This window comes from Sphingobacterium sp. WOUb80, from assembly GCF_050058145.1.
GTDB lineage: Bacteria > Bacteroidota > Bacteroidia > Sphingobacteriales > Sphingobacteriaceae > Sphingobacterium.
The window spans coordinates 2,536,735-2,562,007 of sequence record NZ_CP165617.1; the positions used below are offsets into that span (position 1 = coordinate 2,536,735).

The 25,273-nt window shown below is 38.4% G+C and carries 27 protein-coding genes; 11 read left to right on the forward strand and 16 right to left on the reverse strand.

Annotation, left to right across the window (positions count from 1 at the left end; all coding sequences use genetic code 11):
- Positions 1-103 precede the first annotated feature (103 nt).
- The gene (locus tag AB1Z56_RS10620) at positions 104-781 is read right to left on the reverse strand and encodes a hypothetical protein (protein WP_309363812.1); all 678 of its coding nucleotides are present in this window, start codon (positions 779-781) and stop codon (positions 104-106) included.
- 302 nt (positions 782-1,083) lie between these two features.
- On the opposite strand from AB1Z56_RS10620, the gene AB1Z56_RS10625 reads away from it, so the two are divergent.
- Together AB1Z56_RS10625 and AB1Z56_RS10630 are read left to right on the forward strand one after the other, a co-directional pair.
- The gene (locus AB1Z56_RS10625; protein WP_426792009.1) at positions 1,084-2,283 is read left to right on the forward strand and encodes a transglutaminase-like domain-containing protein; all 1,200 of its coding nucleotides are present in this window, start codon (positions 1,084-1,086) and stop codon (positions 2,281-2,283) included.
- Positions 2,284-2,331: 48 nt separating this feature from the next.
- Positions 2,332-2,784, forward strand: coding sequence for a DUF1569 domain-containing protein (locus AB1Z56_RS10630; protein ID WP_309363808.1), 453 nt, complete (start codon positions 2,332-2,334; stop codon positions 2,782-2,784).
- A 65-nt stretch (positions 2,785-2,849) separates the two neighbouring features.
- Here the strand turns inward: AB1Z56_RS10630 and AB1Z56_RS10635 are convergent, their stop codons facing one another.
- Positions 2,850-3,296 carry a GNAT family N-acetyltransferase gene (locus tag AB1Z56_RS10635; RefSeq protein ID WP_426792010.1) on the reverse strand — a complete coding sequence of 149 codons (447 nt, stop codon included), beginning with the start codon at positions 3,294-3,296 and terminating at the stop codon, positions 2,850-2,852.
- 247 nt (positions 3,297-3,543) lie between these two features.
- Between AB1Z56_RS10635 and AB1Z56_RS10640 the strand changes: the two genes are divergently transcribed.
- The gene (locus AB1Z56_RS10640; RefSeq protein WP_426792011.1) at positions 3,544-4,089 is read left to right on the forward strand and encodes a hypothetical protein; all 546 of its coding nucleotides are present in this window, start codon (positions 3,544-3,546) and stop codon (positions 4,087-4,089) included.
- A 112-nt stretch (positions 4,090-4,201) separates the two neighbouring features.
- Here the strand turns inward: AB1Z56_RS10640 and AB1Z56_RS10645 are convergent, their stop codons facing one another.
- The gene (locus AB1Z56_RS10645; RefSeq protein WP_309363802.1) at positions 4,202-4,411 is read right to left on the reverse strand and encodes a hypothetical protein; all 210 of its coding nucleotides are present in this window, start codon (positions 4,409-4,411) and stop codon (positions 4,202-4,204) included.
- A gap of 286 nt (positions 4,412-4,697) precedes the next feature.
- On the opposite strand from AB1Z56_RS10645, the gene AB1Z56_RS10650 reads away from it, so the two are divergent.
- A complete protein-coding gene (locus tag AB1Z56_RS10650) occupies positions 4,698-4,898 on the forward strand; it encodes a YqaE/Pmp3 family membrane protein (protein ID WP_309363800.1) in 201 nt (66 codons plus the stop codon).
- 34 nt (positions 4,899-4,932) lie between these two features.
- On the opposite strand, the gene AB1Z56_RS10655 is transcribed toward AB1Z56_RS10650, so the two are convergent.
- Both AB1Z56_RS10655 and AB1Z56_RS10660 read right to left on the reverse strand, forming a co-directional pair.
- On the reverse strand, positions 4,933-5,718 hold the full coding sequence (locus AB1Z56_RS10655; RefSeq protein ID WP_309363799.1) for an alpha/beta fold hydrolase: 786 nt from the start codon (positions 5,716-5,718) through the stop codon (positions 4,933-4,935).
- A gap of 41 nt (positions 5,719-5,759) precedes the next feature.
- Entirely contained in the window at positions 5,760-6,194 is a 435-nt protein-coding gene (locus AB1Z56_RS10660; RefSeq protein ID WP_309363797.1) for an SRPBCC domain-containing protein, read from the reverse strand.
- Positions 6,195-6,490: 296 nt separating this feature from the next.
- Between AB1Z56_RS10660 and AB1Z56_RS10665 the strand changes: the two genes are divergently transcribed.
- On the forward strand, positions 6,491-6,937 hold the full coding sequence (locus AB1Z56_RS10665; RefSeq protein WP_309363795.1) for a hypothetical protein: 447 nt from the start codon (positions 6,491-6,493) through the stop codon (positions 6,935-6,937).
- Positions 6,938-7,042: 105 nt separating this feature from the next.
- Here AB1Z56_RS10665 and AB1Z56_RS10670 read toward each other — a convergent pair whose 3' ends face one another.
- The 4 genes from AB1Z56_RS10670 to AB1Z56_RS10685 form a co-directional block, all read right to left on the reverse strand.
- Complete coding sequence (locus AB1Z56_RS10670) at positions 7,043-7,483, reverse strand: hypothetical protein (protein ID WP_309363793.1); 441 nt, start codon at positions 7,481-7,483, stop codon at positions 7,043-7,045.
- A gap of 123 nt (positions 7,484-7,606) precedes the next feature.
- Positions 7,607-8,806, reverse strand: coding sequence for a hypothetical protein (locus AB1Z56_RS10675; protein WP_426792012.1), 1,200 nt, complete (start codon positions 8,804-8,806; stop codon positions 7,607-7,609).
- Positions 8,807-9,078: 272 nt separating this feature from the next.
- Positions 9,079-10,296, reverse strand: a complete 1,218-nt coding sequence (locus AB1Z56_RS10680; protein ID WP_426792013.1) for a DUF1266 domain-containing protein — start codon at positions 10,294-10,296, stop codon at positions 9,079-9,081.
- A gap of 32 nt (positions 10,297-10,328) precedes the next feature.
- Entirely contained in the window at positions 10,329-10,976 is a 648-nt protein-coding gene (locus AB1Z56_RS10685; protein WP_426792014.1) for a hypothetical protein, read from the reverse strand.
- A 224-nt stretch (positions 10,977-11,200) separates the two neighbouring features.
- Between AB1Z56_RS10685 and AB1Z56_RS10690 the strand changes: the two genes are divergently transcribed.
- From AB1Z56_RS10690 to AB1Z56_RS10705, 4 genes are all read left to right on the forward strand, one after another.
- Positions 11,201-11,725, forward strand: coding sequence for a Crp/Fnr family transcriptional regulator (locus AB1Z56_RS10690; protein ID WP_309363786.1), 525 nt, complete (start codon positions 11,201-11,203; stop codon positions 11,723-11,725).
- A 51-nt stretch (positions 11,726-11,776) separates the two neighbouring features.
- Positions 11,777-12,334, forward strand: coding sequence for a DinB family protein (locus AB1Z56_RS10695; protein ID WP_309363785.1), 558 nt, complete (start codon positions 11,777-11,779; stop codon positions 12,332-12,334).
- A 167-nt stretch (positions 12,335-12,501) separates the two neighbouring features.
- On the forward strand, positions 12,502-13,128 hold the full coding sequence (locus tag AB1Z56_RS10700; RefSeq protein ID WP_426792015.1) for a hypothetical protein: 627 nt from the start codon (positions 12,502-12,504) through the stop codon (positions 13,126-13,128).
- 37 nt (positions 13,129-13,165) lie between these two features.
- Positions 13,166-14,089 carry an alpha/beta fold hydrolase gene (locus AB1Z56_RS10705; RefSeq protein WP_426792016.1) on the forward strand — a complete coding sequence of 308 codons (924 nt, stop codon included), beginning with the start codon at positions 13,166-13,168 and terminating at the stop codon, positions 14,087-14,089.
- Between the two features lie 129 nt (positions 14,090-14,218).
- Here the strand turns inward: AB1Z56_RS10705 and arsC are convergent, their stop codons facing one another.
- A complete protein-coding gene (arsC, locus tag AB1Z56_RS10710) occupies positions 14,219-14,572 on the reverse strand; it encodes an arsenate reductase (glutaredoxin) (RefSeq protein ID WP_426792017.1) in 354 nt (117 codons plus the stop codon).
- A 179-nt stretch (positions 14,573-14,751) separates the two neighbouring features.
- On the opposite strand from arsC, the gene AB1Z56_RS10715 reads away from it, so the two are divergent.
- On the forward strand, positions 14,752-15,660 hold the full coding sequence (locus AB1Z56_RS10715; RefSeq protein ID WP_426792018.1) for a helix-turn-helix domain-containing protein: 909 nt from the start codon (positions 14,752-14,754) through the stop codon (positions 15,658-15,660).
- 82 nt (positions 15,661-15,742) lie between these two features.
- Positions 15,743-16,744 (forward strand): aldo/keto reductase, encoded by a 1,002-nt coding sequence (locus AB1Z56_RS10720; protein ID WP_426792019.1) that lies wholly within the window; start codon positions 15,743-15,745, stop codon positions 16,742-16,744.
- A gap of 91 nt (positions 16,745-16,835) precedes the next feature.
- Here AB1Z56_RS10720 and AB1Z56_RS10725 read toward each other — a convergent pair whose 3' ends face one another.
- From AB1Z56_RS10725 to kdpA, 6 genes are all read right to left on the reverse strand, one after another.
- Positions 16,836-18,575 carry an ATP-binding protein gene (locus AB1Z56_RS10725; protein ID WP_426792020.1) on the reverse strand — a complete coding sequence of 580 codons (1,740 nt, stop codon included), beginning with the start codon at positions 18,573-18,575 and terminating at the stop codon, positions 16,836-16,838.
- Between the two features lie 24 nt (positions 18,576-18,599).
- Complete coding sequence (locus AB1Z56_RS10730) at positions 18,600-19,721, reverse strand: sensor protein KdpD (protein WP_426792021.1); 1,122 nt, start codon at positions 19,719-19,721, stop codon at positions 18,600-18,602.
- A gap of 63 nt (positions 19,722-19,784) precedes the next feature.
- A complete protein-coding gene (locus AB1Z56_RS10735) occupies positions 19,785-20,870 on the reverse strand; it encodes a porin (RefSeq protein ID WP_309363769.1) in 1,086 nt (361 codons plus the stop codon).
- Positions 20,871-20,917: 47 nt separating this feature from the next.
- The gene (locus AB1Z56_RS10740; RefSeq protein WP_426792022.1) at positions 20,918-21,484 is read right to left on the reverse strand and encodes a K(+)-transporting ATPase subunit C; all 567 of its coding nucleotides are present in this window, start codon (positions 21,482-21,484) and stop codon (positions 20,918-20,920) included.
- 25 nt (positions 21,485-21,509) lie between these two features.
- Entirely contained in the window at positions 21,510-23,519 is a 2,010-nt protein-coding gene (gene kdpB / locus AB1Z56_RS10745; RefSeq protein WP_426792023.1) for a potassium-transporting ATPase subunit KdpB, read from the reverse strand.
- Positions 23,520-23,544: 25 nt separating this feature from the next.
- Complete coding sequence (kdpA, locus tag AB1Z56_RS10750; RefSeq protein ID WP_426792024.1) at positions 23,545-25,230, reverse strand: potassium-transporting ATPase subunit KdpA; 1,686 nt, start codon at positions 25,228-25,230, stop codon at positions 23,545-23,547.
- Positions 25,231-25,273 lie beyond the last annotated feature (43 nt).

The window sequence follows — 25,273 nt, forward strand, 5'->3', positions numbered from 1 at the left end:
AATTAGACGATTTGATTGATTTTTTTACAAGGAAGTAAATATAAACAAATTCGTCCATGTAGATTTGTAACAAGTTTGACGGTCGCTCCGTTTTCTGGATCAATTAGTGGAGAAGAGGAATATAATCCGGTAAATAGACCTGCTCTTTTCGCATATTTTCGATATATATTTTGTTATAAATTTCTAAACGGATCTCAATGATGTCGGTAGTCTTCTGATTATCGTTCTCCTCTTCCCCGAACGAAAATATCTGCTCTTCCCTTCTATTTTTTTTAATCAAAAAATAATAGAAATCTTTGTTTTCCCAACCTTCTATACTACTTCCTACATCTTCTGAGAACACCAACCCTTTATAGTTCTTATTTAGGTAGCTATGAAGATCTTGGAAATCATCTTTATTTTTTGAGGTCTTCATGGCATAGAGATAAGCAAATTCGCCATTTTTACTTTCCCCCATAGTCAAGGCCGGAAAGGTTACCCCGTTTAACATCGCTAGGGTATCCTTTTCTTCGTTGTAGGAAACAGTTGAGTAACGATAACCGAAATCTTTGAGCGGTTTTAGTTTTCTAGTTCCCCAAACTGCGGTAGACTCGATGTAAAATGGAGTTGGTAAGCTACCCTCTGAATTAAAAATGGCAAGCGTATCCTTTTTAAACATAGCCGTTCCAAAGGCTTCCTTCAACTCCTTTTTATCCATTTTTTTTACGTCAGCATGCAACAATTTCTCGCTTCTTTGTATTTTGGGCTCATAAAACTTGGACACATTAAATGTTTTATCCATTTTTTCAAGTATAACACTACTCGGACTTTCCGATTGACAAGAATACAGAAGAATAGATAAAAGGATCAGACAAAATGCCCTTTGATCTAGAAAATGAAATGGTCTCATCGGAATTGCCATGTAAACTATTTTTGGGGTTACGATCCTTACTTCGGCGTAAAGATCTTCAAACTAAAATAAATTTGTATTCATTTGCAAATGAAATTGTGTTGGAGCCTAATTTTGCATATAAAAATCAATTTATCTAAGTTTGAAACAAAATCTAATAATTTATATAAATACAGAATAAGCAAGCTTATATTATGTTCAAAAAAGCATCCTCTTTAGTTGCCTGCTGTTTATTTACAGCCATTTTCCTCAAAGCATTTGCGCAAGATTTCAAGCTTTCCTCTTTACCAGACCAGTATCAAATGTTAGTCAAAAAAGCACTAAATGTAGCTGGTACAAATCGTAGCGAATTGGAAAAAGTACTACGGGAAATACCTAAAGAAATGCGTGAAGGTACAGCTTTTCTCATTGCGTATATGCCTAAGAACGATTTAACAACGATTAAAAGTGACCTTCTTATCCGTAACATCAAAAAGGCTTACCAAGCAAGATCAACCTTTTCCTGGGCAAAGGAAATTCCTGATTCCATTTTTCTAAATGAAGTATTGCCCTATCGCGTGTTTTCTGAGGATGTCGATGACTGGCGCGGTGATTTCTACGATCGTTTTTCGAAATATGTAACGAACAGTAAAACAATAAAAGATGCTATAGCAGCCATCAATAAGAATATCAGAGATGAGGTCAAAGTTGATTACAATACCCAGCGAAAAAAAGCGGATCAAAATCCAGCTGAATCAATGAGTCAAGGGATGGCCTCTTGTACTGGATTGTCCATTTTACTCATTGACGCATTGCGATCAGTAGGTATTCCGGCAAGGATCGCTGGTACACCAAATTGGCATGACAATCGTGGTAACCACAGTTGGGTGGAAGTATGGATCAATGGAAAATGGTATTTTACAGAATATTATCCAGACAAAGACCTAAACTACAGCTGGTTTTTGGCAGATGCGGGGAAAGCAGATCCAAATAGCCGGGAACACGCTATTTATGCAGCTTCTTATAAACCAGCTGCTACTTCATTCCCTGCATGGAGTGAAACAGAGGTTTACGCAGATAATGTCTCACAACGCTACATAGATCTATTCAATCAGCAATATAACCAACAATTAAATGATAAATCATACACTCGTTTAAACGTTACCATGTATCTCAGTAAGGATCAATGCCAACCTGAAGGCAGAACAAAATGTAATGTAGATATCTTCCAGGGAAATGATCAAATCGGCGGTGGTTCTACGGCAACAAAACTCCAGGATGCGAATGATCATTTAACATTTATTGTAAAAAAAAATCAGTCTTATACATTGAGATACAGCAATAAAAACGGACCCACTGAAAAACAAGTAAGTGTAAAAGATGAGCCCACAAATGTGATATTATATTACAAATAGTCGACAATCTAGACCCCAAAAATTAAAAAACCAATTAACAGCTAAATAATGAAAAACATTTTCGACAAAACAGTGAGTGATGAAGTGATAACACGGATTCAAAATCTTAATCCAGACAGCAGAGCCCAATGGGGTATAATGACTGTCGATCAAATGCTGGCTCACTGCAATGTGACCTATGAATTAATCTATGATGATAAGCATCCTAAACCAACTGGATTAAAGAAACTGCTGCTAAAATGGTTTGTAAAAAATCTGGTTGTGAGCGAAAAACCTTATAAGAGAAATAATCCTACTGCTACCGAGTTTCTGGTAACATCAAGACGGGATTTTGAACTCGAACAAGGCAGATTGATAGCTTATATTCAAAAAACACTGGAATTGGGCGAAAACTATTTTGATGGAAAGGAGTCCCATTCATTTGGAAGGCTCAAAAGCTGGGAATGGAACAACATGTTTTATAAACACCTCGATCATCATTTGACGCAATTTGCTGTCTAGTTAGTCAATCTAAACTATCAAAATGGATCGCAAGGAACAGAAATACCCTTGCGATCCATTTAAAGTTATCTCCACCAATGGTAATAATTATGTATGCCATCGTATTCAAATCCACATCTTGGATAAAGAGCATTACCTATAACATTTGTTTTCTCCGTTTCAAGCATCAAACCACAGGCCTCGGTCTCTTCGCACCATAGTTTGCTGCGATCGATAAGTCGGACCGATAGCCCTCTGCTTCGGTGATCGGTGTGAACAAAAAGATCACTCAATAACCATTGCCGCTGCAATTTAGTGTAATGAAATAATTTATAAAGCTGAACAAAGCCAACAGCCTGTTCCCCCAGAGTAGCTAAAAAAATTTCTGATTCGCCATATAGAAACCGTTCCCTCAAAAATTCCTTTGCCTTTTCGAGATCCGGTTCCTGTCTGTAAAAAATTCGATAAAGATTGAATAGCGCAGCTGTTTGATCCAAGTCCTCAAGACTTGCTTTTCTAATGTTGTAATTCATCTCATTAAATATTTTGATTTATATCGCAAATGTATCCCAACTTCTTCTCATCGGTCTCATCCAGATTAAAGATGCGGCGTAGTCCAGTCTCCTGCAATAGAGGTTTCTATGCGTTTCCATATAGCAGACGCATAAAATTCGAAAACAACATTCATCTCGTTAAAACAATCGTTCTCGAATTATAAATCCTTTAATACGAATTGTAAGTCTGGTCTAGTATCAATTGTATCTTGCGCTATCTTTAGGAATGAAAAGGAGAAAATCTGTAGCCAAAGGCAGTCAAATCTGTATCAATTATTATTTACCAAATTGGCGATCCATTATTATTGGTATAGTTCTGATTATAGTGGGAGGCTCTACATTTTTCATTGGCTATGATCCAAATGATTCATTTAAACAAAATTTCAGCGCCATGATACTTGACTTTAAGGATGTATTTCGCTTTTTAATCTCTTTATTTATGTTATTGCTCCACTTAGCTTTTATTATCGGAGGCTTCCTTCTTCTAAGAAGCAGCAAAAAGATCATCCGGGCTAGAACAGATAAAAAAGGATTGTATTTTAAACGGATTAAAAAAAAAACAGGGAGTATGTGGGCTTTGGCAGATTTAGATCCACTGGTCTTCGTACCATATATTCAGATTGTCAATATCCGCATTATTGAAAGTAATTGGTATGGTCCAAGACTTGAGCTTGAAACTTTTCAGGGTAAAGAAATACTCACAATGTTGAATGTGTTGAGTCGAAAAGAAAAGGAGCAAATCTGTCAAACCGTGAAGGAGTTTGGTATTTAATGAATTTTTACCATATGCTTTCTTCTCCTATTTTTAAAGAAGAAAGTTTACTAAAACCAGAAAGAATTGATCTCAGTAAACCTTCAATTTGTACTATTTATTCCTATATCTTCTAATCAATTATTTTACCTAGCAATTGATCGACATATTCTCTGATCTCTTGAGGCAACATGAGATAAACTGATGTTTTCAGGTTTTCTCTGCTTGGTTCCCCATCGATGAAAATATTCTTAAATCCTTCATTGAGCCATTTCCCTTCATCATCGAGATATTCACGATATTTGCTATTTAAATTCTCAATAATATTATTATTGTTTCCCATGTTTTCCGTCATTTATTCTATGTAAACTGCATCTAAAATATTCGACAGGGAAACATCAACATTGATGCCACTCCTACTTAAAATTTCAAAATTTACCTGTCTAATTCCATATTTTAAGTTTTCTTAACATTTACTTCTCCTAACAACCAACAATCCATTAAACATTAAATACCAGAACGTTACAATAAATAGTTTATTTTTATCTAGTTGATATTATGTATAGTTTTTATCAGCGAATGCTTTTAATTTTGTATTTTAGTTCATTATTATAATAAACCGATTACTTATGATATTAATAGCGGTCCTACTTCCTTGGCTATCATTTTTTTTACGCGGTAAGATTTTTAGTGGCCTTCTTTGTTTGATTCTTCAGATGACTATACTGGGCTGGATACCCGCAGCCATATGGGCCGTCGCATCCCGTGTTGATGGAAAAAATGAACAGCGTATACGTAAAATGGAACGTAATATGCGCAATTACCGATAAGCTTTTTAGCGCTTTTCCATTCAATTGGAAAGCGTTATTTAGATTCCAAAAATTGCTGTATTTGTCCCATTGTAAAATCAATCAGTTTGGCATTGACTTTACCATTAAAGTCAGCCATCATATAATTTCCATGATTAGCCGGTAAAATAAGCAGCCTTGCATGCGGAATCTGCTGTTGCATATCGGCTAAATGAATCGTTTTTACAACATCTTGATCCCCTCCTATCAGAAATACTGGGCAGGTCAAGCGCTTTAAAGATTCTATGTCAAAATCTTCAAAGTTTATCATCCGTTGGCTGTCTTTTTCATACATATTTCTAAATTTCTCCGGATTCGGATTTAGCTTCATAAAATTCTCTTTGAGAAACGGTGGAATGTCGTGAATAGTTGAAGCTTCCATGCTTTCAAAAAAACCATCCAAAAGTCCTTCTCTTTTAGTATTTCCTGATGCCGCGACTAGTTTTTCAACCTTGTTGGCGTACATCGTCGCAAATTTCAAAACGGTTGTCGCTCCATTGCTAAAACCGAAAAATGAGGCCTTTTCAATAGAAAGAAAATCCAGAATGGCCAAAATATCCTTGGCATCTTGTTCAAAGCTTTCAGCCGAAGTCCTATGCTCGGATCTTCCATGATTTTGCAGGTCAATTAAAACCAATTGGTATCGGTCGTGAAACCTTTTTACGGTCTCCTCGAAATCAGAAAAACCAGAAGAGCCACCACCGTGAATCAATACTAAAGGCCTTCCAGTCCCAAATATTTCGTAATAAAGTTTTATTCCATTAGCCGGTGCATAGCCGCTTTTTGATTCTAACTCGCGCATAATTTATCATCTAAAGTCTTTCTGTCTGTAGCAACACGCCACTAATACGTTTTGTTTTCCATAAATTTTTTAAAATTTAACAAGACTCCATCGGTAAAAGACTGCTGAAGTTCCACCGGGGTAAACGCATCAGGTTCGAAAGTTTCCCTAATAATCGTATTGTTATCAATCGCCTGAAACTCAACAATACACTTTCTGCCGCCACTGGTGCTTTCAATATACTCCATCGCAATAATTTCATCGAATATACCCACATAATCAAACCCTTCCCGACTATCTTTTTGTTCCATTCTAAAATTAAACATCCCGCCTTCCCTAAAATCGATACGGACAGCTGGACAGTGCCAATCGTCAAATGGGATATTCCATTGCATAATTGCATCGGAATCGTTCCAATATGTCCAGACATCGGTTAGCTGCTTTTCAACCAAAATAACCGAGACTAACTTTCTTACAGGCTGATCCTTGTGTTTCATATGATGTTAAGGATATTTTTGTATATCAACATTGGTTTAAAATCATGTCCTTCAATGCATCGAGATAAAAGACCGGATTGAATTACACAACAATATTAATAAACTATAAAATAACTCTACTTGTCCTATGACAATATTAACGCCAAACCAACAATATTTTTCACTAAACAGAGAAACTTTGCCCACGACCTCTTTACAAGAACGAAAGCCGGCCATAACATCGTGAGGAAAGACCCCACAAAAGACTATGGTATATTTATTGCATACAAATCATGAACATATAAAAACCGATTCAAATGAAAAAACTAGCATTTATAGTGATGAGCCTTGTTACTTTGACAGCCTGTAACAATGCTCCCAAGCACAGCGAATCCGAGAAAGTAACTGATCAAAGCAAGAAAGAGGACACACCATCCATTGGCGGCAATAAGGATGAACATGGTTGTCTAGTCGCTGCGGGACAGACTTGGAGCGAGATCAAGCAAGGATGTATCCAAGTTTTTAATGTTGGCCTACGTCTAAATCCGACAGAGAAAAAAGAAGGCGAAGCTGTCATTAGTGCTTTTGTTGTTGTTAGCGATGATAAATCAAAACTTGAATTATTCTTACCTGACAATAAAAATACCATTATCTTGAACAAGGTTGAAAATGACATTTACCAGAAGGATAGCTATAAATATGATACTAAAAAATCAGCGCTTTACGAGAATAATACGATCAAATATAAAGGAGACGTTGAGTAATCTGAAGAGAAGATCTAGCATCAGTCATATTGGCTAAGACAGTCAATCGCTGAATGAAAAGATAGCTGCTCTAACTGAACAAAATTCGCTTAGAAGAGCTATCTTTTATTGCACTATCGGCACAATTTGCACTTCATATGGACCCGAATAATGATTCCCTATCATCCGATTCTCGTTCACAGTAATATAGTATTGGCCAATATCTTTAAATCTATAGGTGAGTTCCCGACCAAAGGGTCCATCGGCAGAACCATCGGGCAGAAAAAGCTGACTAATCCTTACATTAGCAGTATCTTTGGGTGTTCTTAGTTTGATAAGTACCGAATCCGCCTGATGGACTGAAATAAAGATAGTGTCCGTTTTACCAGATACCATATTCATTTTTTTAAACCTTCCACCACCAAAAAAGGTAATATTTGAAGGTATTTCCTGTACCTTCTGTTTAGATTCATTTGCATTTTGTTGAGATGGCCTCTGGGGCGATTGACATGCTCCAAAAATGAAAAATGCAAACAAATTCATTATCAATAACGGTAATTTATTCATAACGTTTTATTTAGGATAACAAAAGCAATTAGATTACAGTTTTCGCTACCTTTCTTTTTCCATGCTTTCAAGTATTGAAATTGAATTTGTTATGTGCGTACCGCAACATCAATCCAGTCTAGATTATCCTATCTTATGAACTCCTTGCAGGAATTCATCAATACACTGCATGAATAATTGGTGGCCTATAACGGGATCATAAATGAATCCATGGCCTCCTGTTTTCAATATCCGAAGATTCCAAGCGGGCGATTTATGGCTAGCATATACGGCTTTAATCTTCTCTAATGGATAGATTGTATCATCGACAGTGTGAAACGAATATATCGGCCTATCGCTCTGTAGTCCCTCCCAATGGATTGGTCCAATAACGAGTTCACAGTTGGCAGATAATGTAAAGAAGGCTCTAAATGGTGTGTTTTTTTGAGTGGCAAACCAGTAAACAGCTGTACCTCCATTTGACATGCCACCAAGGTAAATTTCTTTGCTGTCTAGCGAATAGTTTAATCTCGCTTCTTCAGCGATAGCTAACACTTGTTGAAAGGCAGGAAGCTGTCGTACCCAACCGTAAGATTTCTTTCCAAAAGGATAAATCACAACAATTCCTAAAGAATCTGCCAATTTAAAGATTGGCTCATCCGCTACTTTTGGATCTTTAAATTGAAACTCATTCACACTTGACACACCACCGTGTAAGTAGACGATAGCTCTCCGCTGTTTTGTATGTTCAAGGCCCGCCGGTTGGTATACTAAATAAGGGACAATACTGTCGCCAGTTTGATTCCAATATAAAGTAAAGTCTGATTTGACGGCCTCAACCGATGATCCTGAGCCACGAAATTGAATCTTTTTTAACCATTCACGTTGTACCTCAACTTGCCTTTTCTCCTGTTCTGATAATTTTAGTGACAGACGATGTAATTGATTTTGATAAACCGTTTGTCTTTTCAGATTTTGAAAATCCTCTGCTGTTAAAAAATAATGATACTCATCCTCCGTTACCCCCAATCCCAGCTTAATACCTTCCTCAAACCATGCAATTGCCAAGTCCACACTGTCTACATGTGCAGCCGCCACCATCGCATTTGCAAAATCATATTTACTAATCGAATCTTTATGAATAAAAGCGACTTTAAAATTGTCCAGAGCTGCTTGATATTGCTTATCCTTCAAGTTTTCTCCAGCTCTTTGCATCAATTCCGAATAGCATGGTATATCAGTCAGATCAATCTTTATTTGATCGACCCGTGACTGAGGCTTCCCCATAGTAATCGCCGCACAAAACACAAGCAAACACAAACTAATCTTAATTAATATATTCATAATCAAAAAAGTAAATTTTCATTCTGGGTTTTAAACATTCTGGGTTTTAAAAATGAACTGCCACGCTAAATTAATTACGCTAGATCGTGGCGGCTATTTTTCAAACGCTTAAATTTATGAGGGAGAATATATTTTTCTTAGTCTATTTCGGTGAATCAAATAAAATCGCCGGTGAACGATATTCTGATGAAGGTAAACAAAAACGCAGGTACCGATCGATAAAAAACTTATAGCCAAAATCATTTTTACGGCTCATTTATTCGAAGAGAATATTAGCTTCCACAACTCAAATAGAACATAGGAATTCCCTCTTCGTCTTTTTCGATTGCATCCAATCCTTCGAAAAAGATATGGTCACCCAACTCTTTCTCGGAGAGCTGCTCTTCCAGTTGATAAAGCAAATCCAAAGCCGTAAAATATCGACCATTAGATGATTTCAATCTGGCACACAATTCAACCTGATAATATCCATTATCTACATTGTCGTCACAAAAGGCGTCTGCTTCATCGTCCAACAGATATTCATTTTCTTTCAGATCCTCCATGCTTCTAATCCAAACGAGGTAACAGACCTCAATTTCAGAGTGTTCAACAACAATTTGATTTGGATTCCATCGATTCCTATTTTCTAAAGTGTCTTTTTGATACAGATTAACTTCTTTTTCAAATTCTTCAATATGACGATATCGCTTCCGCTGGAACCGCCAAGCCACATGTAAAAGTATTCCAGACTGATTTCCAAGCCGCCATTCCACATTATTCCAGGGGCTGCCTTTCTTTTGCTTTAAATATCCGATGTACCGTTTCAAGTAAGATTTTCCAATTTTGCTATTTAGACCAACCTGATTTTCTCCTTCTAGAAAATGGTCAGAAAATAGTAACCAATCGCTAAAATGCTTTTTCGCATATATCGACAGATTCTTTAAAATGGTTAAAGCTATTGGTTTTGAGAGGTATCCAACGTCAGTTGCGGATGTCACAATATAACTTGTCACAGCTACAGCAAATGCATTTACCCCAGGTTTTGAAATATCCCATATGGCTGTATCAATATGAGCGGATTTCCCTTCCAATGCGGTTCCCGTTCTGTCTATTCCAAGTAATGTAAAATAGCTGGTCAAAACCTCGAAACAACTTTCCATATCCGTTATAGCAAAGTCCCTTTTTAACAATTTGATAAAATCACTTCGGTATTGATCAATTTTGGCATAATTTCCGAATTGATATAGATGAATCGGATAATTTCCGTCATCTCCAGCACTTCCGAAAACAGTAAACCAATCCCCAAAAACAATGACCCTAAATGGAGCTCCAAGTGCATTACCGAACTGCTCTTCGTAGGGAATATCCCGGAGTATATTTACATCCGTTACTAGACTCCCTTCGTCCTCTTTTTTTTTCTGTTCACTTTGCAGCGTCAATTCCTCTTTTGCATCAGTGACACCTTCTCTCGCCGCATTCAATAGTTCTCTAAAAAATTTAAACATCATGCTATTCATATTAATTACTTCACTATGAAATATTATTTGCTATATGTTGCTACTAAAGCATAATCATACGGAATTCGCATGGACAACTCCCGCGCCTGCCAAATATCCCCTTCTGAAGCTTGGTAAAAATCATAAGCATTTTTCATGAAATTTTCACCATTTGGAGCCTCAACCCAATCTTTCTTCGCTCGATTATAGAGTAAAATCATACAGCTCACACAGCTATAATGACCATCTGTTTTCGGATTTTCAAAACAGGTTCCAACTTTAATATTAATTTTCTGATTGATAATCACGTCTGTCAATTTACGCTCTGTAAAATGAATTAATGCGATTTGCGCATCCTCATGATCTGGGCGTAACTTCGCTACAGTTAATTTTCCAAAATCTGCTTTTTTAACTTTTTCGATTTCTGAAGCATTGAATTCTGAAGCAACATAATTTGTATCAACTGGATATAGGTCATCTGCCACGGCAACCACTTCGGTCGTTGTGGCTTGGGCTGCTGCTGAACCAAGAAGTCGCTTGTTATTTTCATAATTGTCCCAATCAGCTTTGTCGTAAGTAACCCATTGCTGTATCTTATACAACAAGGTTTCTCGTTTATTGACTTTGATAAAAAACGCCGCGATTAAAAATGAAATCGCCAAAAGGAGAAGGATAAATAGTGCTCTTTTCAAACTAAAATATTTTAATACCACATTTAAATCTGTAAAATCGTGACAACATAGGTCACATTTTCAATTATTATCATAAATCTGCACATAATAATTCAACCCGTAAATCCGAAATCCATATTAGGTCAAAACTCGACGATATTTGTAGCTCAATAATCAATATTTGAAAAAAACAATACAATCGTTAATTTCGAAGACCTTTAGTGATTCAATTAAATATAACTTGTATGTTCAAGCTCTTAGATCTCATATCGCCGCACGTTTTTAAAAAGGAAATTTCCTTCAAGAGAAATGAATATATTAAAATGAATGGTTCAGCAGATTCAAAGATCTATTTCATAAAAAAAGGAAGTACAAAAATTTCTATTTTTCAAGAAGATCATGAACAGATTATTCGCTTTGGATACGATGGCGATCTAATTGTGGCAATGGACTCTTTTATCCATAATAGCTATTCGGATTTCGCAATCCAGGCGATAAAAAAAACAGATCTTCTAGTCGCCGAAAAGAGAGATTTTATGGACTTTGTCTATTCAACGACAGAAAACACAAGATTGTACATAACGATACTAGAACAGTTGGTGCTGCAGCAAATTGAAAGGGAGCGAGATCTACTGCTAGATTCCCCAAAAAGTAGATATGAAAGAGTTATCAAGCGAAATCCTGCATTATTTCAGATAATTCCCAATAAGCATATTGCCAATTACCTTAGAATGACTCCCGAAACTTTATCAAGAATCGTAAAATCTTGAGTCAAATCAATATTTATGTGATTTATTTTCGGGTATTTTATCAAAAAAAAGATGAAATACAAATCATTAGAATTACTTCAACAACTGGAAAATCAAGTCCACGAACATATTTCATTTGTTAATTCCTTAAAGGTGCTCTCGCAGGAAGTACTGAACAATAGACCTCATGAAGAATCATGGAATATCTTAGAATGCCTACAGCATCTAAATCTGTACGGAAATTTCTATTTGCCTGAGATCACAAAAAAAATGACCGACAGCAAATTTAGCTTTAACGCTGATTTCAAAACTGGCTTTTTAGGGAATTATTTCGCCAATTCCATTTTGCCAAATGATAAGAAAAAAAAGATGAAAACTTTTCAAAAAATGGATCCCAAGTATCTCATGCTAACTAAGGATGTAATTACAGTCTTCTTAGAACAGCAAGATAGGCTACTTAATTTACTGGACAGAGCGAAATCAAAAGATCTGACTAAAATTCATATTAAGCTGTCCTTTTGCAGTTGGATACAACTCCGATTAGGCGATATCTTTCGCTTTGTTATCCATCATAATACAAGGCATATTGTACAAATAAAGAAGATGCTATCGGCACATACTGCAAAATAAAGACCGTAGCATAACACGGTCCACATTTTGTGCCGCAGAATCCTGTCGCCTTACCGACAAATAGTGTTGATTAACCGAGACCATCTCCACATTTACCGAATAATTATATCATTAGACAATTTGTACAATTACTTTAGATATACTTTGATAAGCAATAAATTAAAAAAATGAATAGAATTATAGGAATATGGATCCTGCTTCTTGTATGCTTTTCCCAAATCAGCATTGGACAAGTGAAGGATGCGGGTTATTTTCTCGAAAAAGACAATATTAAGGTACCAACACAGGCAAGCATTTTACCAATGCAAAATTTCAACTTCCACGTTAAGCCCTATCAAGCTTTAGGAACAAAAGTTATGGTAGACTCATTATCACTTGGCGGGAATAATTATATCATTTATACATTTGGCTTGACCAAAACCACCGAGGACACGGAATATTATTCTTTCTGCAACATCGCGGTTAGATTAACCCCACATGAATCCATGATGAAATTGGCTCAAACAAACAAAATCTATGCAGGAAACGTCTCTAGAAACCATCCCGACTACTTTGGCCAAGGAACTCTAATACGAGATGATTATCGTATTGATTTTATAGCACTGACGCAGGATACCCATGATATTTGCATAATTAATTCCAAAATTTACAACCTTTCAAAAGGCAGAACAATATTATTGGAACAAGACCTCTCTCATCAATTTATACTCAATGATTATCAATTTACGGACATTGAGCCACAAGCAATCGATGGTCTCAAAGAACATATAGCGGGGCTAATCAATAAGCGATAATTGTCAGCAATGAATTATTTTTAAATTTAGTAGAAATATGAAGACTTGGGCAATCATTCTATTTTTTATTTTCATTACAGCTGTACAGAGCTATTCACAAGAAATGGTCAGTATCGGAAACCTACGAACGTCCTATTTGATTAAGGGGTTGAAAAATAGAAAATCCAATGAGCCAATTGTCATCTTTGAAAGTGGTCTAGGAATGGGGCGAGACAATTTTTCTGTTCTTTTTCCAAAACTAATGAACGATATACCTTATTTCTGTTATGACAGAAACGGTCTAGGTAGCTCAGAACCTGATCTATCGTTAAAATCAGACAATGATGTTGTGACCAAACTGCATCTAATCCTATACACATTAAATATTAAACCACCTTATATCCTGGTGGGTCATTCTCTAGGCGGAGCCCTCACTCGACTGTTTGCGGCTAAATATTCTAATGAAGTTGCCGGCTTAATCCTAATTGATCCCACCGACTTTATGTTAACAAAAAAAGAAGACGCTGTGGCCACCAAAACATCAAATAGCCAAATTGGCTACCAGCAGCTCTGGATAAAAATGCTTTCGGATATGATAAGTGACAAAAATCTCTCCTATGGTGCAAGATTGGAAATGAAAAGAGAACTCGCTATCAGCGAAAATCAATTTTTCAAAGAATATAGCAATCTACCTCCGCTAAATAATATCCCAATTACCGTATTCATCGCTTATAATCGGCCTATTGAGAGGTACGAAAAAGAAATGAACGCTAAATTAGGAATAAATGGTAGATTTTGGTTTGATGCATTTGATAACCTTCGTATCAAACATTATGCAGACCTAATTAAGCAAAACGACAATTGTGAACTGATTCTCCTCCCAGGATACAGCCATGGAATACACCAGCAAGACCCGGATAAAGTTGGCAAAAGCATAAATAACCTCTTTAAAAAAATAACAAAATCAGATCAATTAAATTAATCCCGTTCAGATCGCTTAAGACAAGGTTTACCTGGCTGTTCAGATAAATAGTCTAAAAATATCCAATACAGCCGCCGCTACATTCAAAAAATGTTTCATACCTAACGATGTACAACATTCAAGCCAACCTTATGATTTAACCCCAATGAACTCTACAACCTTTTCGATTGGTCGGCCAATTATTGCAACGCCATCCCTTACAACTATCGGGCGTTCGATCAAAATAGGATATGCCAGCAGCACATCGATCCATTGCTCATCCGTTAGTTCGAGGTTTTGGAATTTCTCTTGAAATACCGATTCTCCTTTTCTGATGAGTTCCTTAGGTGTTAGTCCGAGCTGTCCCAATAACTCGATTAATTGCGCCTTGGTCGGAACATCATTTAGGTATTCCTGGATTTCAAATTCAGCACATTGTTGTTTTAACAGTTCCAGTACATTGCAGCTCTTGCTGCAATTTATATTATGGTAAATTTTGATCATGGTCGCAAGCTGTAAAATTATAAGCGTCAGAAAATCGATTTTGAATATCTCCAAAAATAGCAACTAAATCATAAACCATTCGAATAAGTTAGCATTGTGATACTAAATTACGAGCCTTCGTTTAGAGAAACTGATGTGTCCGTGACGCAGGATTGCTTCTATTTTTTTATTTTAGTGGTATGAAATCAGCCGAAAGTGTAACAGATTTTTACAAAAGACAACCAGGACTATCTCTTCCAGATAGGCCACTAAATAACACAGGAATTGGTCATTTCAATGTTTTTAGCAGAGAAACCTGTACCGTTGTATCTCCTTATAATCGTCGTGATTTTTATAAAACCTCTCTTATTATAGGAAGGGGAAAACTATATTACGCCGATAAATGGATACAAATAGATAGACCAGCTATGTTATTTGCTAATCCAGTCGTCCCCTATGCTTGGGAGCCTGAATCGACCGAGCAGGCAGGTTGGTATTGTGTATTTACTGAAGAATTTATCCAACATAGTGAACGGATTGAAAGTCTAAAGGATTCTCCGCTTTTCAAGATAGGCAGCAACCCGATTTATTTTCCAGACGAAGCGCAGTTAGCAGAAATTTCAATTATCTTCCAGAAAATGATGACTGAAATGAACTCAAGCTATATCCATAAAGATGATATGTTGCGCAGCTACTTGCATCTTCTGATTCATGAAACGATGAAATCAAGCCCTGCGGCAAGTTTTGGATCTTACACCAATGCCTCGACGCGGGTATCAGGACTATTTCTTGAGCTGCTGGAACGACAATTTCCTATCAATACTCTTCAGCTCAGCCTACAGTTAAAAAGCCCTGCCGATTACGCACATGCACTCTCGGTACATATCAATCACCTCAACAGATCGGTAAAAGAAACAACCGGCAAAACGACCAGTATGCATATTGCAAATCGTGTGGCCCAGGAGGCCAGAGCTTTATTATTGCACACAAATTGGAATATATCGGATATTGCCTACAGCCTGGGATTTGAATATCCATCCTATTTCACCAATTTCTTCAAAAAGCAAACTGGAATGTCTCCAAACCAAGCTCGAAACAGTACTGTTTGAATTGTATAATAATCTGTTTGATTGTCTTAACTGTCTTCGTTTGGTCCATGCCTACATTTGTATTGAACAAAATGGAATTATTATGAAATATAGAAATCTTGGAACAACAAATGAAAAACTCTCTGCTATCGGACTAGGTTGTATGGGTATGAGCTTTGCCTACGGCCCTACTGACGAACAAGAGAGCATTGCCACATTGGAAAAGGCATTGGAGCTCGGTATCAATTTTTGGGATACCGCAGATATGTACGGTAACGGAGCCAATGAAGAACTTATTTCAAAAGTACTCGTTCCCAATCGCGACAAAATCTTTATAGCAACCAAATTCGGATTTCGTTTTAAAGACGAAATAGCAGGACCAAGTGGTACTGCAAGTACCTATTTCGATGGCTCGCCTGAATGGATAAAAGTAGCGGTGGAAAAAAGTCTGAAACGTCTTGGTATCGATACAATAGATCTCTATTATGCGCATCGCGTAGATCCCAATATACCTATTGAAGAAACCGTAGGTGCAATGGCCGAATTGGTAAAAGAAGGAAAAGTAAGATATCTTGGTTTAAGTGAAGCTTCACCAGTGTCCATCAGAAAAGCTAATGCTGTACATCCCATTGCGGCTTTGCAGAGTGAGTATTCGCTCCTTACACGTGATGTAGAAAAGGAAATTTTACAAACGACACGCGAACTGGGCATTAGTTTAATCCCCTATGCTCCCCTGGCACGTGGATTATTTTCAAATTTCCTGAATTTAGAAAGCCTTGCTGCAGACGATTTTAGGAGAACCTTGCCACGTAATCAAGGTGAACATGCATTGAACAATGCGCAATTGGTCGCCGACTTCTCCTTATTAGCAAAAGATAAAAACTGTAGTCCCGTTCAGCTCGCTTTAGCTTGGGTATTAGCGCAAGGAAATGATATCATCCCTATTCCAGGAACTAAAAAAAGAAAGTACCTCGAAGAAAATGCAGGTGCTCTCGAAGTCCAGTTATCCGATTCTGATCTAAAAAATATTGATAAAATACTCAATAAGTACCCGAATATTGGAGCACGCTACAGCGAGGGAGCCATGGCTTTAGTCAACCATTAATCTTTAGGAAATTATGAGTGGTGCTTAACACCACTCATAATTTCAACCTAACCTCGCTTCATGCTTGAAAAATGAGTGACCATCGGAGCCACTATTTTTCATTGGGAGCCGCACTACGTAATGAAAAATAAAAAGAACTTCCAGCACCATAATCACTTTCAACACCAATTTCTCCGCCTTGTGCTTCTATAAACTCTTTACTGATGCTTAGACCGAGACCAGTTCCCCCCTTCTTAGACCCTGGCACACGAAAGTAACGTGCAAAAATTTTCTCTAGATATTTAGCTTCTATTCCTTGTCCATTGTCTTTTACAGTAAATCTGGTTTTAAGGCCTATATTTTCAACTGCTATATGGATGACGGAATCTTCGTAAGAATATCGCACCGCATTGGAAAGGAAATTTGTCAATACCCACGCAGTTTTTTCGTTGTCAGCAATTATGCTCTTCACAGTAGGTGCTATCTCAATAGCAAAATGAATATTTTTTTGGTTGGCGGCAAATTGATTAGCCATGACGGCATATTCAATAATAGGCTGTATCTCTGTAGCATGTAAATTAATCTGAATAGAACCGCTTTCAACCTGTGTCATATTTAACAGTTCGCCTGTTATCTGAAGTAAACGGCTGGAATCATCCTTTATTCCATTTAAAAGCGTGAGCTGCTCGGTATTCAGGGGGCCTATCTGTTCATTTTCCAACAATTGAACTCCCATCTGAATCGCTGCAATAGGCGTCTTGAACTCGTGGGATACGGTACCGATAAAGTTCGTTTTTGCTAGATCGAGTTCCTTGAATGGGGTGATATTTTTTAGAATAACCACTTGACCGATCAACTTCGGTTCAAGTTCACCTGTCTGCAGAACATTGATATCGATAACATCCTTTTCGAAATAGCTTTCCCTATCGTCTGCATATATTTTAATAGCATTCTTTTCCCTATTTGCCCCAGGAAGAAAGAGATCTTTAAAAATATCCCTGGCAAGATCATTTTCTTCTGAAACCGCTAACGCAGATCTTCCAAGAAGTTGATCTTTGTGCAGGTTTGTGATGCGAAGAGCCTCTTCGTTGACGAAAATAACCCTCCGGTCTTCGTCGAAACCAATAACAGGATCACGCATATTGTCCACAAGAGATTCTATTCGTTTTTTTTCCTTTAAAATTTTTTCAAGTTTACTTTCAGCATATTCCTCAAGCCTCTCTGCCATGGAATTAAATGAGGCAGCAAGTTCTGTGAATTCGCCACCGCTCTGCAAATCAATCCGTTCCTTATAATTCTGCCCGGCAATTTGCCGGATGCTATCCGTCAATCTTGCAATAGGATCAGCTATATTGGATGGCAGATTGACCAACAAAATAAAAGCGATAATAAAACAGAGTGCGCCGGCAAATGAAATGACCAAAATTGCGTGTTCAGCAGTGTTATCCGCAAGAATACTCTTTCGTGAAATTGCCGTCATATTTTGCTCCATTAACAATGCAATATCCTTTCTGATGGAGGAGACAACAGTAACATCTAAAGGTTTATCTTTCAGTTGTAAAAAATGCTTCGCTATAGCATTCGTCGTTTGCTGTTCTCCTACTTCGGTAACATTTTTCCGTTGTTTGTCCAGATTGACTTCGAAGCTGGTAAAAGCAGTTTTTTCAACGGGGATTTCCTCCAATGCCAATAGCATGTTTTTTGCATACAGCAGCGTATTGTAATTCGCTGTCAGTATATTTGCGGTATCTTTTTTTAATCGGTTCACATACCAGCCACTCAAAGCAGCAAGCAGGAAGATCATGAGAAAAAGTGATCCCACACCAAAAGTAAGTTTCGTTTTTATTTTCATCTTATTCACAATTTGTCTTTATCATTAAGACAATATAATCAGGTCGATGTCTTCGGTCGACAGTTGTGCCAGCAGTTTGCTAAATGTATCCTTAGCAAGTAACATCCTTAAAAGAGATAATCGTGGTTTTCCAATGCAAACTGTGGTGATCTTACGGAGCTCACACAAAGCGATGATCTCCTTGGCTACGCTTCGGCTTTCTACTTTGATAATTTCTCCACCAAGTTCTGTTGCCAATTTAAAATTATTGATCAGGTGCCGTTGCTTGTTCAACGCAATCCGATCTCCACGCTCTTTTGGCAACTGTACATATAGCAAAAACCAGCTGCTATTGTAATATCCGGCCAATCGTGCAGTCTTTCGGATGACGTTTTTTGCTTTTATTTCATTGGAACTTATACAGGCCAAGAAACGCTCCTTTCGCACCCATCGCTGGGGTTGAACTTCGGTCTCTACTTTCCGCTGGACCTGGGAAGCTACTTCCTTCAGTGCCATTTCCCGCAATTGCAGAATATGCTCGCTTTTAAAGAAATTTTGAAGTGCTGCATGAATTTTTGAAGCATCGTAGATCTTGCCCTCTTTTAGACGAACAATAAGTTCCTCGGCGGTAAGGTCAATATTAACGACTTCGTCTGCAGAATCAATAACGCTGTCGGGAACTCTTTCTTGCACTTCGATCCCTGTAATCGCTTTGACTTCCTCATTTAAACTCTCGATATGCTGGATATTAACAGCACTGATTACGTTAATGCCCGCTTCGAGAATTTCTATGACATCCTGCCATCGTTTGGCATTTTTGCTACCTTCAATATTTGTATGCGCTAGCTCATCGATAATGACAACCTCTGGATGTGAATTCAAAACAGCATAAAGATCCAGTTCCTCCAACTGTTTGCCTTTGTAAAAAAGATGACGCCGAGCAATAATGGGAATACCATCAAGCAATTGATGTGTTTCCTTTCGATTATGGGTCTCAATATAGCCGATACGCACATCGATTCCACCCTGTAAAAGTGTATGTGCATCCTGTAGCATGCGATATGTCTTTCCGACACCAGCACTCATTCCAATATAAAGTTTGAATCGGCCTCGTTTCGATTTCCGGATCAGATCCAGAAAATGCTCAGCGCTTTTCCTTTCTTCCATTTTTAATACCTTTCATATTCAAAAGGTTCCTGCCGATCCAACACACGGCAGGAACGATTGTTTTTAAAAACTAACCGTAAGTGCAGTGACAGCTGTCACGCTATTTTTAAGCAGCTTATTTGACCGATCAAGGAAAATAGCATCTTTATTCGTGAGGTTTCGCAACTCTGTACGCCAAAGTACATTCGGAAGAATAGCATAATCTGCATTTAAAGAGTAGCCAAATGTTTGAAAGCCCTGAGCCGTCCCAGTGGAGACGATAACACCATGTTTATCGTTGTAATATTCTCCTCTTGCTGTTAAACTAAATCTTTCAGTTGTTGCATATCGTGCAATTAACACGGGTGTATACCATACGTTGTACGTTGAGCTCCCCTTTGCTTTTTGTTCGGCTCCAATATCAAATCCGAATGTAATGCCTAGCTTTTCGTTCACTTGATAGATTGCATACAGATTATGGAAATAACGCATCTGTCTTACACTATCCGCTTTATCGCTGCCGATAAAAGAACCACTATTGATGGTCCATTTATCTGTCGGTTTATAGACCAATTGATGTCCAAATGCTGGTAAACTGCTACCATCTACACGTTGAATCCGCTGCCAGCCGTTTAAAACAAGCCCACTTAAAAACAGTTTTCCCGAAGCGGATGTATAAGATATTTTTGCGCCAGTTTCGAAATAGGGAGAATTATCCGCAAAAATACTTCTCGTTACAGTCCAATTGTCCTTTCCTATAGCGCTTTCAAAGCCCAAATGGGAAGAAAATATTCCGGCATCGATCCATAAATTATGTTTTTTCGAGATGCGAACACCGGCATTTGCTTCGTAAATATTTTTTAAGACACCAGGTTCCGCACTGTAGTTGGCATTCATATATGTACCGACACCTAATGCAAGATTTGCACGGGTATTTGTTGTTTCATACGCAGCTTTTAAAAGTGCCAAGTTTATGTTTACTTCATTCGTCCTGTTGTGACTATATACAAAGCCTGGGCGTGTATTTCCAATTGGATTGTTAAAGTCCCGAAGGTAATATGCTTCAAGGTAACCACTTATCGACAATTTGGTAATTTGAGTCGTATCTTGCTGTGCAAATAATTGTGTTGCCCCTGCGAGTAAACAGGCCAACATCGCTAATTTTTTCATGTATATCGTTCTTGTAAAGTGTATGTCAATGACCCACCAGGTCAATTTTATTTCTCAACCATTTTGTCCAAAGCAATATTTAGTTCAAGGACATTGATTTTGCGAGGTCCAAACATATGCCACAACGGTGTCTGCACGTGGGCATCAACAAGTGATTGTAAGCTATTTACTGATATAGCTCTCGCTTTTGCAACACGATCAATTTGTATTTTTGCTGCTTCAACGGAGATATCGGGGTCCAAACCACTGCCACTGGCTGTCACCATGTCGACGGGTACCTGTGCACGTTGTATGGTCGGATTATGGACTAAAAATGTATCAATACGCGATTTCACTTCCGAAAGATATTCTCCATTAGAGGGGCCTTTATTGCTTCCACCCGATCCTGCGGCATTATAATCAACTGCTGAAGGACGCGACCAGAAATAATCATCTCTCAAAAAAGCCTGGCCAATGTTCCTATAATACATTTGCCCATTATATTGTAGCATTTCCCCTTTTCCATGATTGGGTGCTATTTGCGCTATCGCCCACACAAGAGCTGGATATACAACTGAGAGCAGCAACAACAAAATAATTGTAATTTTTATTGCCGGATATATATGTGTTTTCATCTTTGCTTATATTATTAAAAATGTATTAGATAAATAGTGAAACCAGTAGGTCTATAACCTTTATACCAATAAATGGAACGAGCACTCCACCAAGTCCAAAGACGAGTAGATTTCGCCGTAACAATGCGCTTGCACCTATAGGTTTGTATGCCACTCCCTTTAATGCCAAAGGAATCAGTAATGGGATAATAATTGCGTTGAAGATGACCGCTGAAAGTATGGCACTTTGTGGACTACTGAGCTGCATAATATTTAAACCTTGAAGTGCCGGTATTGCTGCAATAAACAAGGCCGGAATAATAGCAAAATATTTGGCGACATCGTTTGCAATACTGAACGTAGTTAGCGTACCCCGGGTCATCAACAATTGCTTGCCTATCTCCACAACCTCAATCAATTTGGTCGGATCATTGTCGAGATCAACCATATTTCCAGCCTCTTTTGCAGCTTGCGTACCGCTGTTCATCGCCACACCAACATCTGCCTGTGCAAGTGCCGGAGCATCGTTTGTACCATCCCCCATCATGGCGACCAGTCGTCCGTCAAGCTGTTCTTTTTTGATATAGTTCATCTTGTCTTCAGGTTTCGCTTCGGCAATGAAATCATCCACTCCAGCTTTTTCGGCAATATATTTGGCTGTCAACGGATTGTCTCCCGTCACCATAACAGTCTTGATACCCATTTTTCGCAATCTTTCAAAGCGTTCGTGAATCCCGGGTTTTATCACATCCTGCAATTCTATGACACCGAGCACTTGTTCATTCTCTGCAACGACCAATGGAGTTCCCCCATTTTGAGAGATAAGCGTTACGCGTTCATCTATTTCCTGAGGAAACAGATTTCCAGCCTTTACAATGATATTTCGAATAGCATCTGTTGCACCTTTACGAATACGTGTCTGTGCAAAGTCTATTCCCGAGCTACGGGTTTCGGCGGTAAACTTAATGAATGTAGGGTTTTCGACCTTATAGCTAGATGGGTTGACACCAGCCAATTCGACAATTGATTTCCCTTCTGGTGTTTCATCCGCCATGGAGCTCAATGTTGCTGCACGTACCATAGCTTCTTTCATGACGCCATCTGCGGGGTAAAAATTTGTCGCCTTACGATTTCCGATCGTAATGGTTCCAGTTTTATCAAGCAACAAGACATCAATATCACCTGCCGTTTCAACTGCTTTGCCACTTTTTGTAATAACATTTGCACGAAGTGCGCGATCCATTCCCGCTATACCGATTGCCGATAAAAGACCGCCTATTGTGGTGGGGATTAGACAGACAAAAAGTGAAATAAATGAAGCTATGGTGATATCGACATTGGCATAATCTGCAAATGGTTTTAAGGTCACAGTTACAATAATAAACACGAGTGTAAAACCTGCGAGAAGGATCGTTAAAGCAATCTCATTCGGTGTTTTTTGTCGGCTTGCCCCTTCGACCAAAGCAATCATCTTATCCAAGAAGCTTTCTCCCGGTTCTGTCGTCACCTGTACAACAATTCGGTCTGATAAAACCTTGGTACCTCCGGTAACTGAACTTTTATCTCCCCCGGCCTCGCGGATTACTGGTGCCGATTCCCCGGTTATTGCACTTTCATCAATGGTTGCCAATCCTTCAATAATCTCCCCATCCAATGGAATTACATCCCCGGCTTGACAGACAAAGACATCATTTTTTTTCAATTGCGCGGATGAAACTATCCGGCCATCACGCAGGGTTGCTGGGGTTTCCTCCCGTGTTTTACGCAAGCTGTCTGCTTGCGCTTTACCGCGGGCTTCTGCAATTGCCTCAGCAAAGTTGCCAAAGAGCAAGGTCAAAAATAGAATAACAAATACCGTAAAATTATAACCCAGTGTACCTTGTGATTTTTCTCCAGTCATTATCCATAGACAGACCACAGCCATAATCAATGTTCCGATTTCTACGGTAAACATCACTGGGTTACGGAACATTATTTTAGGATTCAGCTTCACGAAAGATTGCTTTAATGCTTGTTGTACAAGTTCTTTCTGAAACAATGTTTGTTGATTGCTCATTTTTAGAATTCTTTAATTTTATGTATTACATGGAAAAATATTCCGCAAGTGGACCAAGAGCCAGAGCTGGGAAAAAAGAAAGTGCTGCGATAATCGCAATCACGGCAAATACCATCAAACCGAATGTACTGGTATCTGTTTTTAGCGTCCCCTCTCCCTCAGGTATGAATTTCTTCTCGGCCAACAATCCCGCAATAGCTATAGGACCGATAATCGGTATAAAGCGGCCGAGCATCAAGACGATACCCGTCGAGATATTCCACCAAATGGTATTGTCTCCAAGCCCTTCAAAGCCACTGCCATTGTTCGCTGCAGATGAGGTATATTCATATAATATTTCGCTAAAACCATGGAATCCGGGATTGTTTAATGTAGCAGCACCCTGGGCTGGAAATGCCGTAGCCAGTGCCGTACCGACAAGAATTAGAAAAGGATGGGCAAGGGCAACAATCATGGCAATTTTCATCTCCCGTGCCTCGACTTTCTTGCCCATAAACTCTGGCGTACGCCCTACCATCAAGCCACTGATGAAAACAGCCAGTATAATAAAGATGAAGAAATTGAGTATGCCAGCTCCCACACCGCCATAAAAGGCATTTACCATCATGGCTATCAGCTCGTTCATTCCAGATAAGGGCATATAACTATCATGCATCGAATTGACTGAACCTGTCGAAATCATCGTTGTAACAATACTCCAAAAACCCGACGCGGCGGCACCTATCCGCACTTCTTTTCCCTCCATAGCTCCCATCGACGTGTCAATCCCCATCTGCGCAATAGCCGGATTTCCAGCCATTTCCATTTTTATATTTGGGATTGCCAGAATGAGAAAACCAATGGTCATCACAGCAAACATCATCCATGAAAATTTACGTTTGCGAATAAAAAAGCCAAAGGCAAATATCATTGCCATCGGGATAATAAACTGGGCGATCATTTCCACCATGTTGGTCAAATAATTAGGATTCTCGAGTGGATGCGCACTGTTCGCGCCAAAGAAACCACCCCCATTTGTACCCAGATGTTTAATTGGGACAAAGGCAGCTACTGGTCCCCGGCTTACCTGTACAGTATCTCCGGTCATTGTCACCATGCTGTCCTTACCTTCGAATGTCATAGGCATCCCTTGGAATACGAAAATGGTAGCAACCAACACAGAAAGAGGTAGTAAAATCCGTGTACATGATTTCACAAAGAAATCATAAAAATTACCCAATTGGGTTGTTGTTTTATCCCTAAAAGCTTTGAAAATAACCACTGCCGCAGCCATTCCAATCGCCGCTGTCACGAACTGAAGAAACATGAGCCAAATTTGTCCGAGGTAGCTCACTCCAGATTCCCCAGAATAGTGCTGAAGGTTACAGTTGACCAAAAAGGATATGCTGGTATTAAAAGCCAGATCAGCAGTCATTCCTGGATTCCCATCTGGATTTAAAGGTAGATGTCCCATATTCATCAGAATAGCCATGCTCAACAAAAACCAGACTAAATTGATTGTCAAAAGAGCAACGAGATGCTGTTTCCAGGTCATCTGGAGACTAGGGTTAATTCCTGTCACACGATAAAAAAATCGTTCCAAGGGTTGAAATAATGGATCTAACCAGGTCCTTTCATTGCCATATACCTTAGCTATATATTTCCCAAGGGGAAATCCGAGTAGCAATGTTACGATGAACATCACTATGATTCCAAGAATCTCTGTATTCATTTCTTTAATTGATTTGTATAAAAAGTGTATCATTACCAATCGT

What these genes read in the sequence shown, in the direction of transcription:
- AB1Z56_RS10620 (WP_309363812.1), bottom strand. Translation starts at nt 781, where the DNA reads ATGGATAAAACATTTAATGTGTCCAAGTTTTATGAGCCCAAAATACAA.
- AB1Z56_RS10625 (WP_426792009.1), top strand. Translation starts at nt 1,084, where the DNA reads ATGTTCAAAAAAGCATCCTCTTTAGTTGCCTGCTGTTTATTTACAGCC.
- AB1Z56_RS10630 (WP_309363808.1), top strand. Translation starts at nt 2,332, where the DNA reads ATGAAAAACATTTTCGACAAAACAGTGAGTGATGAAGTGATAACACGG.
- AB1Z56_RS10635 (WP_426792010.1), bottom strand. Translation starts at nt 3,296, where the DNA reads ATGAATTACAACATTAGAAAAGCAAGTCTTGAGGACTTGGATCAAACA.
- AB1Z56_RS10640 (WP_426792011.1), top strand. Translation starts at nt 3,544, where the DNA reads ATGAAAAGGAGAAAATCTGTAGCCAAAGGCAGTCAAATCTGTATCAAT.
- AB1Z56_RS10645 (WP_309363802.1), bottom strand. Translation starts at nt 4,411, where the DNA reads ATGGGAAACAATAATAATATTATTGAGAATTTAAATAGCAAATATCGT.
- AB1Z56_RS10650 (WP_309363800.1), top strand. Translation starts at nt 4,698, where the DNA reads ATGATATTAATAGCGGTCCTACTTCCTTGGCTATCATTTTTTTTACGC.
- AB1Z56_RS10655 (WP_309363799.1), bottom strand. Translation starts at nt 5,718, where the DNA reads ATGCGCGAGTTAGAATCAAAAAGCGGCTATGCACCGGCTAATGGAATA.
- AB1Z56_RS10660 (WP_309363797.1), bottom strand. Translation starts at nt 6,194, where the DNA reads ATGAAACACAAGGATCAGCCTGTAAGAAAGTTAGTCTCGGTTATTTTG.
- AB1Z56_RS10665 (WP_309363795.1), top strand. Translation starts at nt 6,491, where the DNA reads ATGAAAAAACTAGCATTTATAGTGATGAGCCTTGTTACTTTGACAGCC.
- AB1Z56_RS10670 (WP_309363793.1), bottom strand. Translation starts at nt 7,483, where the DNA reads ATGAATAAATTACCGTTATTGATAATGAATTTGTTTGCATTTTTCATT.
- AB1Z56_RS10675 (WP_426792012.1), bottom strand. Translation starts at nt 8,806, where the DNA reads ATGAATATATTAATTAAGATTAGTTTGTGTTTGCTTGTGTTTTGTGCG.
- AB1Z56_RS10680 (WP_426792013.1), bottom strand. Translation starts at nt 10,296, where the DNA reads ATGATGTTTAAATTTTTTAGAGAACTATTGAATGCGGCGAGAGAAGGT.
- AB1Z56_RS10690 (WP_309363786.1), top strand. Translation starts at nt 11,201, where the DNA reads ATGTTCAAGCTCTTAGATCTCATATCGCCGCACGTTTTTAAAAAGGAA.
- AB1Z56_RS10695 (WP_309363785.1), top strand. Translation starts at nt 11,777, where the DNA reads ATGAAATACAAATCATTAGAATTACTTCAACAACTGGAAAATCAAGTC.
- AB1Z56_RS10700 (WP_426792015.1), top strand. Translation starts at nt 12,502, where the DNA reads ATGAATAGAATTATAGGAATATGGATCCTGCTTCTTGTATGCTTTTCC.
- AB1Z56_RS10705 (WP_426792016.1), top strand. Translation starts at nt 13,166, where the DNA reads ATGAAGACTTGGGCAATCATTCTATTTTTTATTTTCATTACAGCTGTA.
- arsC (WP_426792017.1), bottom strand. Translation starts at nt 14,572, where the DNA reads ATGATCAAAATTTACCATAATATAAATTGCAGCAAGAGCTGCAATGTA.
- AB1Z56_RS10715 (WP_426792018.1), top strand. Translation starts at nt 14,752, where the DNA reads ATGAAATCAGCCGAAAGTGTAACAGATTTTTACAAAAGACAACCAGGA.
- AB1Z56_RS10720 (WP_426792019.1), top strand. Translation starts at nt 15,743, where the DNA reads ATGAAATATAGAAATCTTGGAACAACAAATGAAAAACTCTCTGCTATC.
- AB1Z56_RS10725 (WP_426792020.1), bottom strand. Translation starts at nt 18,575, where the DNA reads ATGAAAATAAAAACGAAACTTACTTTTGGTGTGGGATCACTTTTTCTC.
- AB1Z56_RS10730 (WP_426792021.1), bottom strand. Translation starts at nt 19,721, where the DNA reads ATGGAAGAAAGGAAAAGCGCTGAGCATTTTCTGGATCTGATCCGGAAA.
- AB1Z56_RS10735 (WP_309363769.1), bottom strand. Translation starts at nt 20,870, where the DNA reads ATGAAAAAATTAGCGATGTTGGCCTGTTTACTCGCAGGGGCAACACAA.
- AB1Z56_RS10740 (WP_426792022.1), bottom strand. Translation starts at nt 21,484, where the DNA reads ATGAAAACACATATATATCCGGCAATAAAAATTACAATTATTTTGTTG.
- kdpB (WP_426792023.1), bottom strand. Translation starts at nt 23,519, where the DNA reads ATGAGCAATCAACAAACATTGTTTCAGAAAGAACTTGTACAACAAGCA.
- kdpA (WP_426792024.1), bottom strand. Translation starts at nt 25,230, where the DNA reads ATGAATACAGAGATTCTTGGAATCATAGTGATGTTCATCGTAACATTG.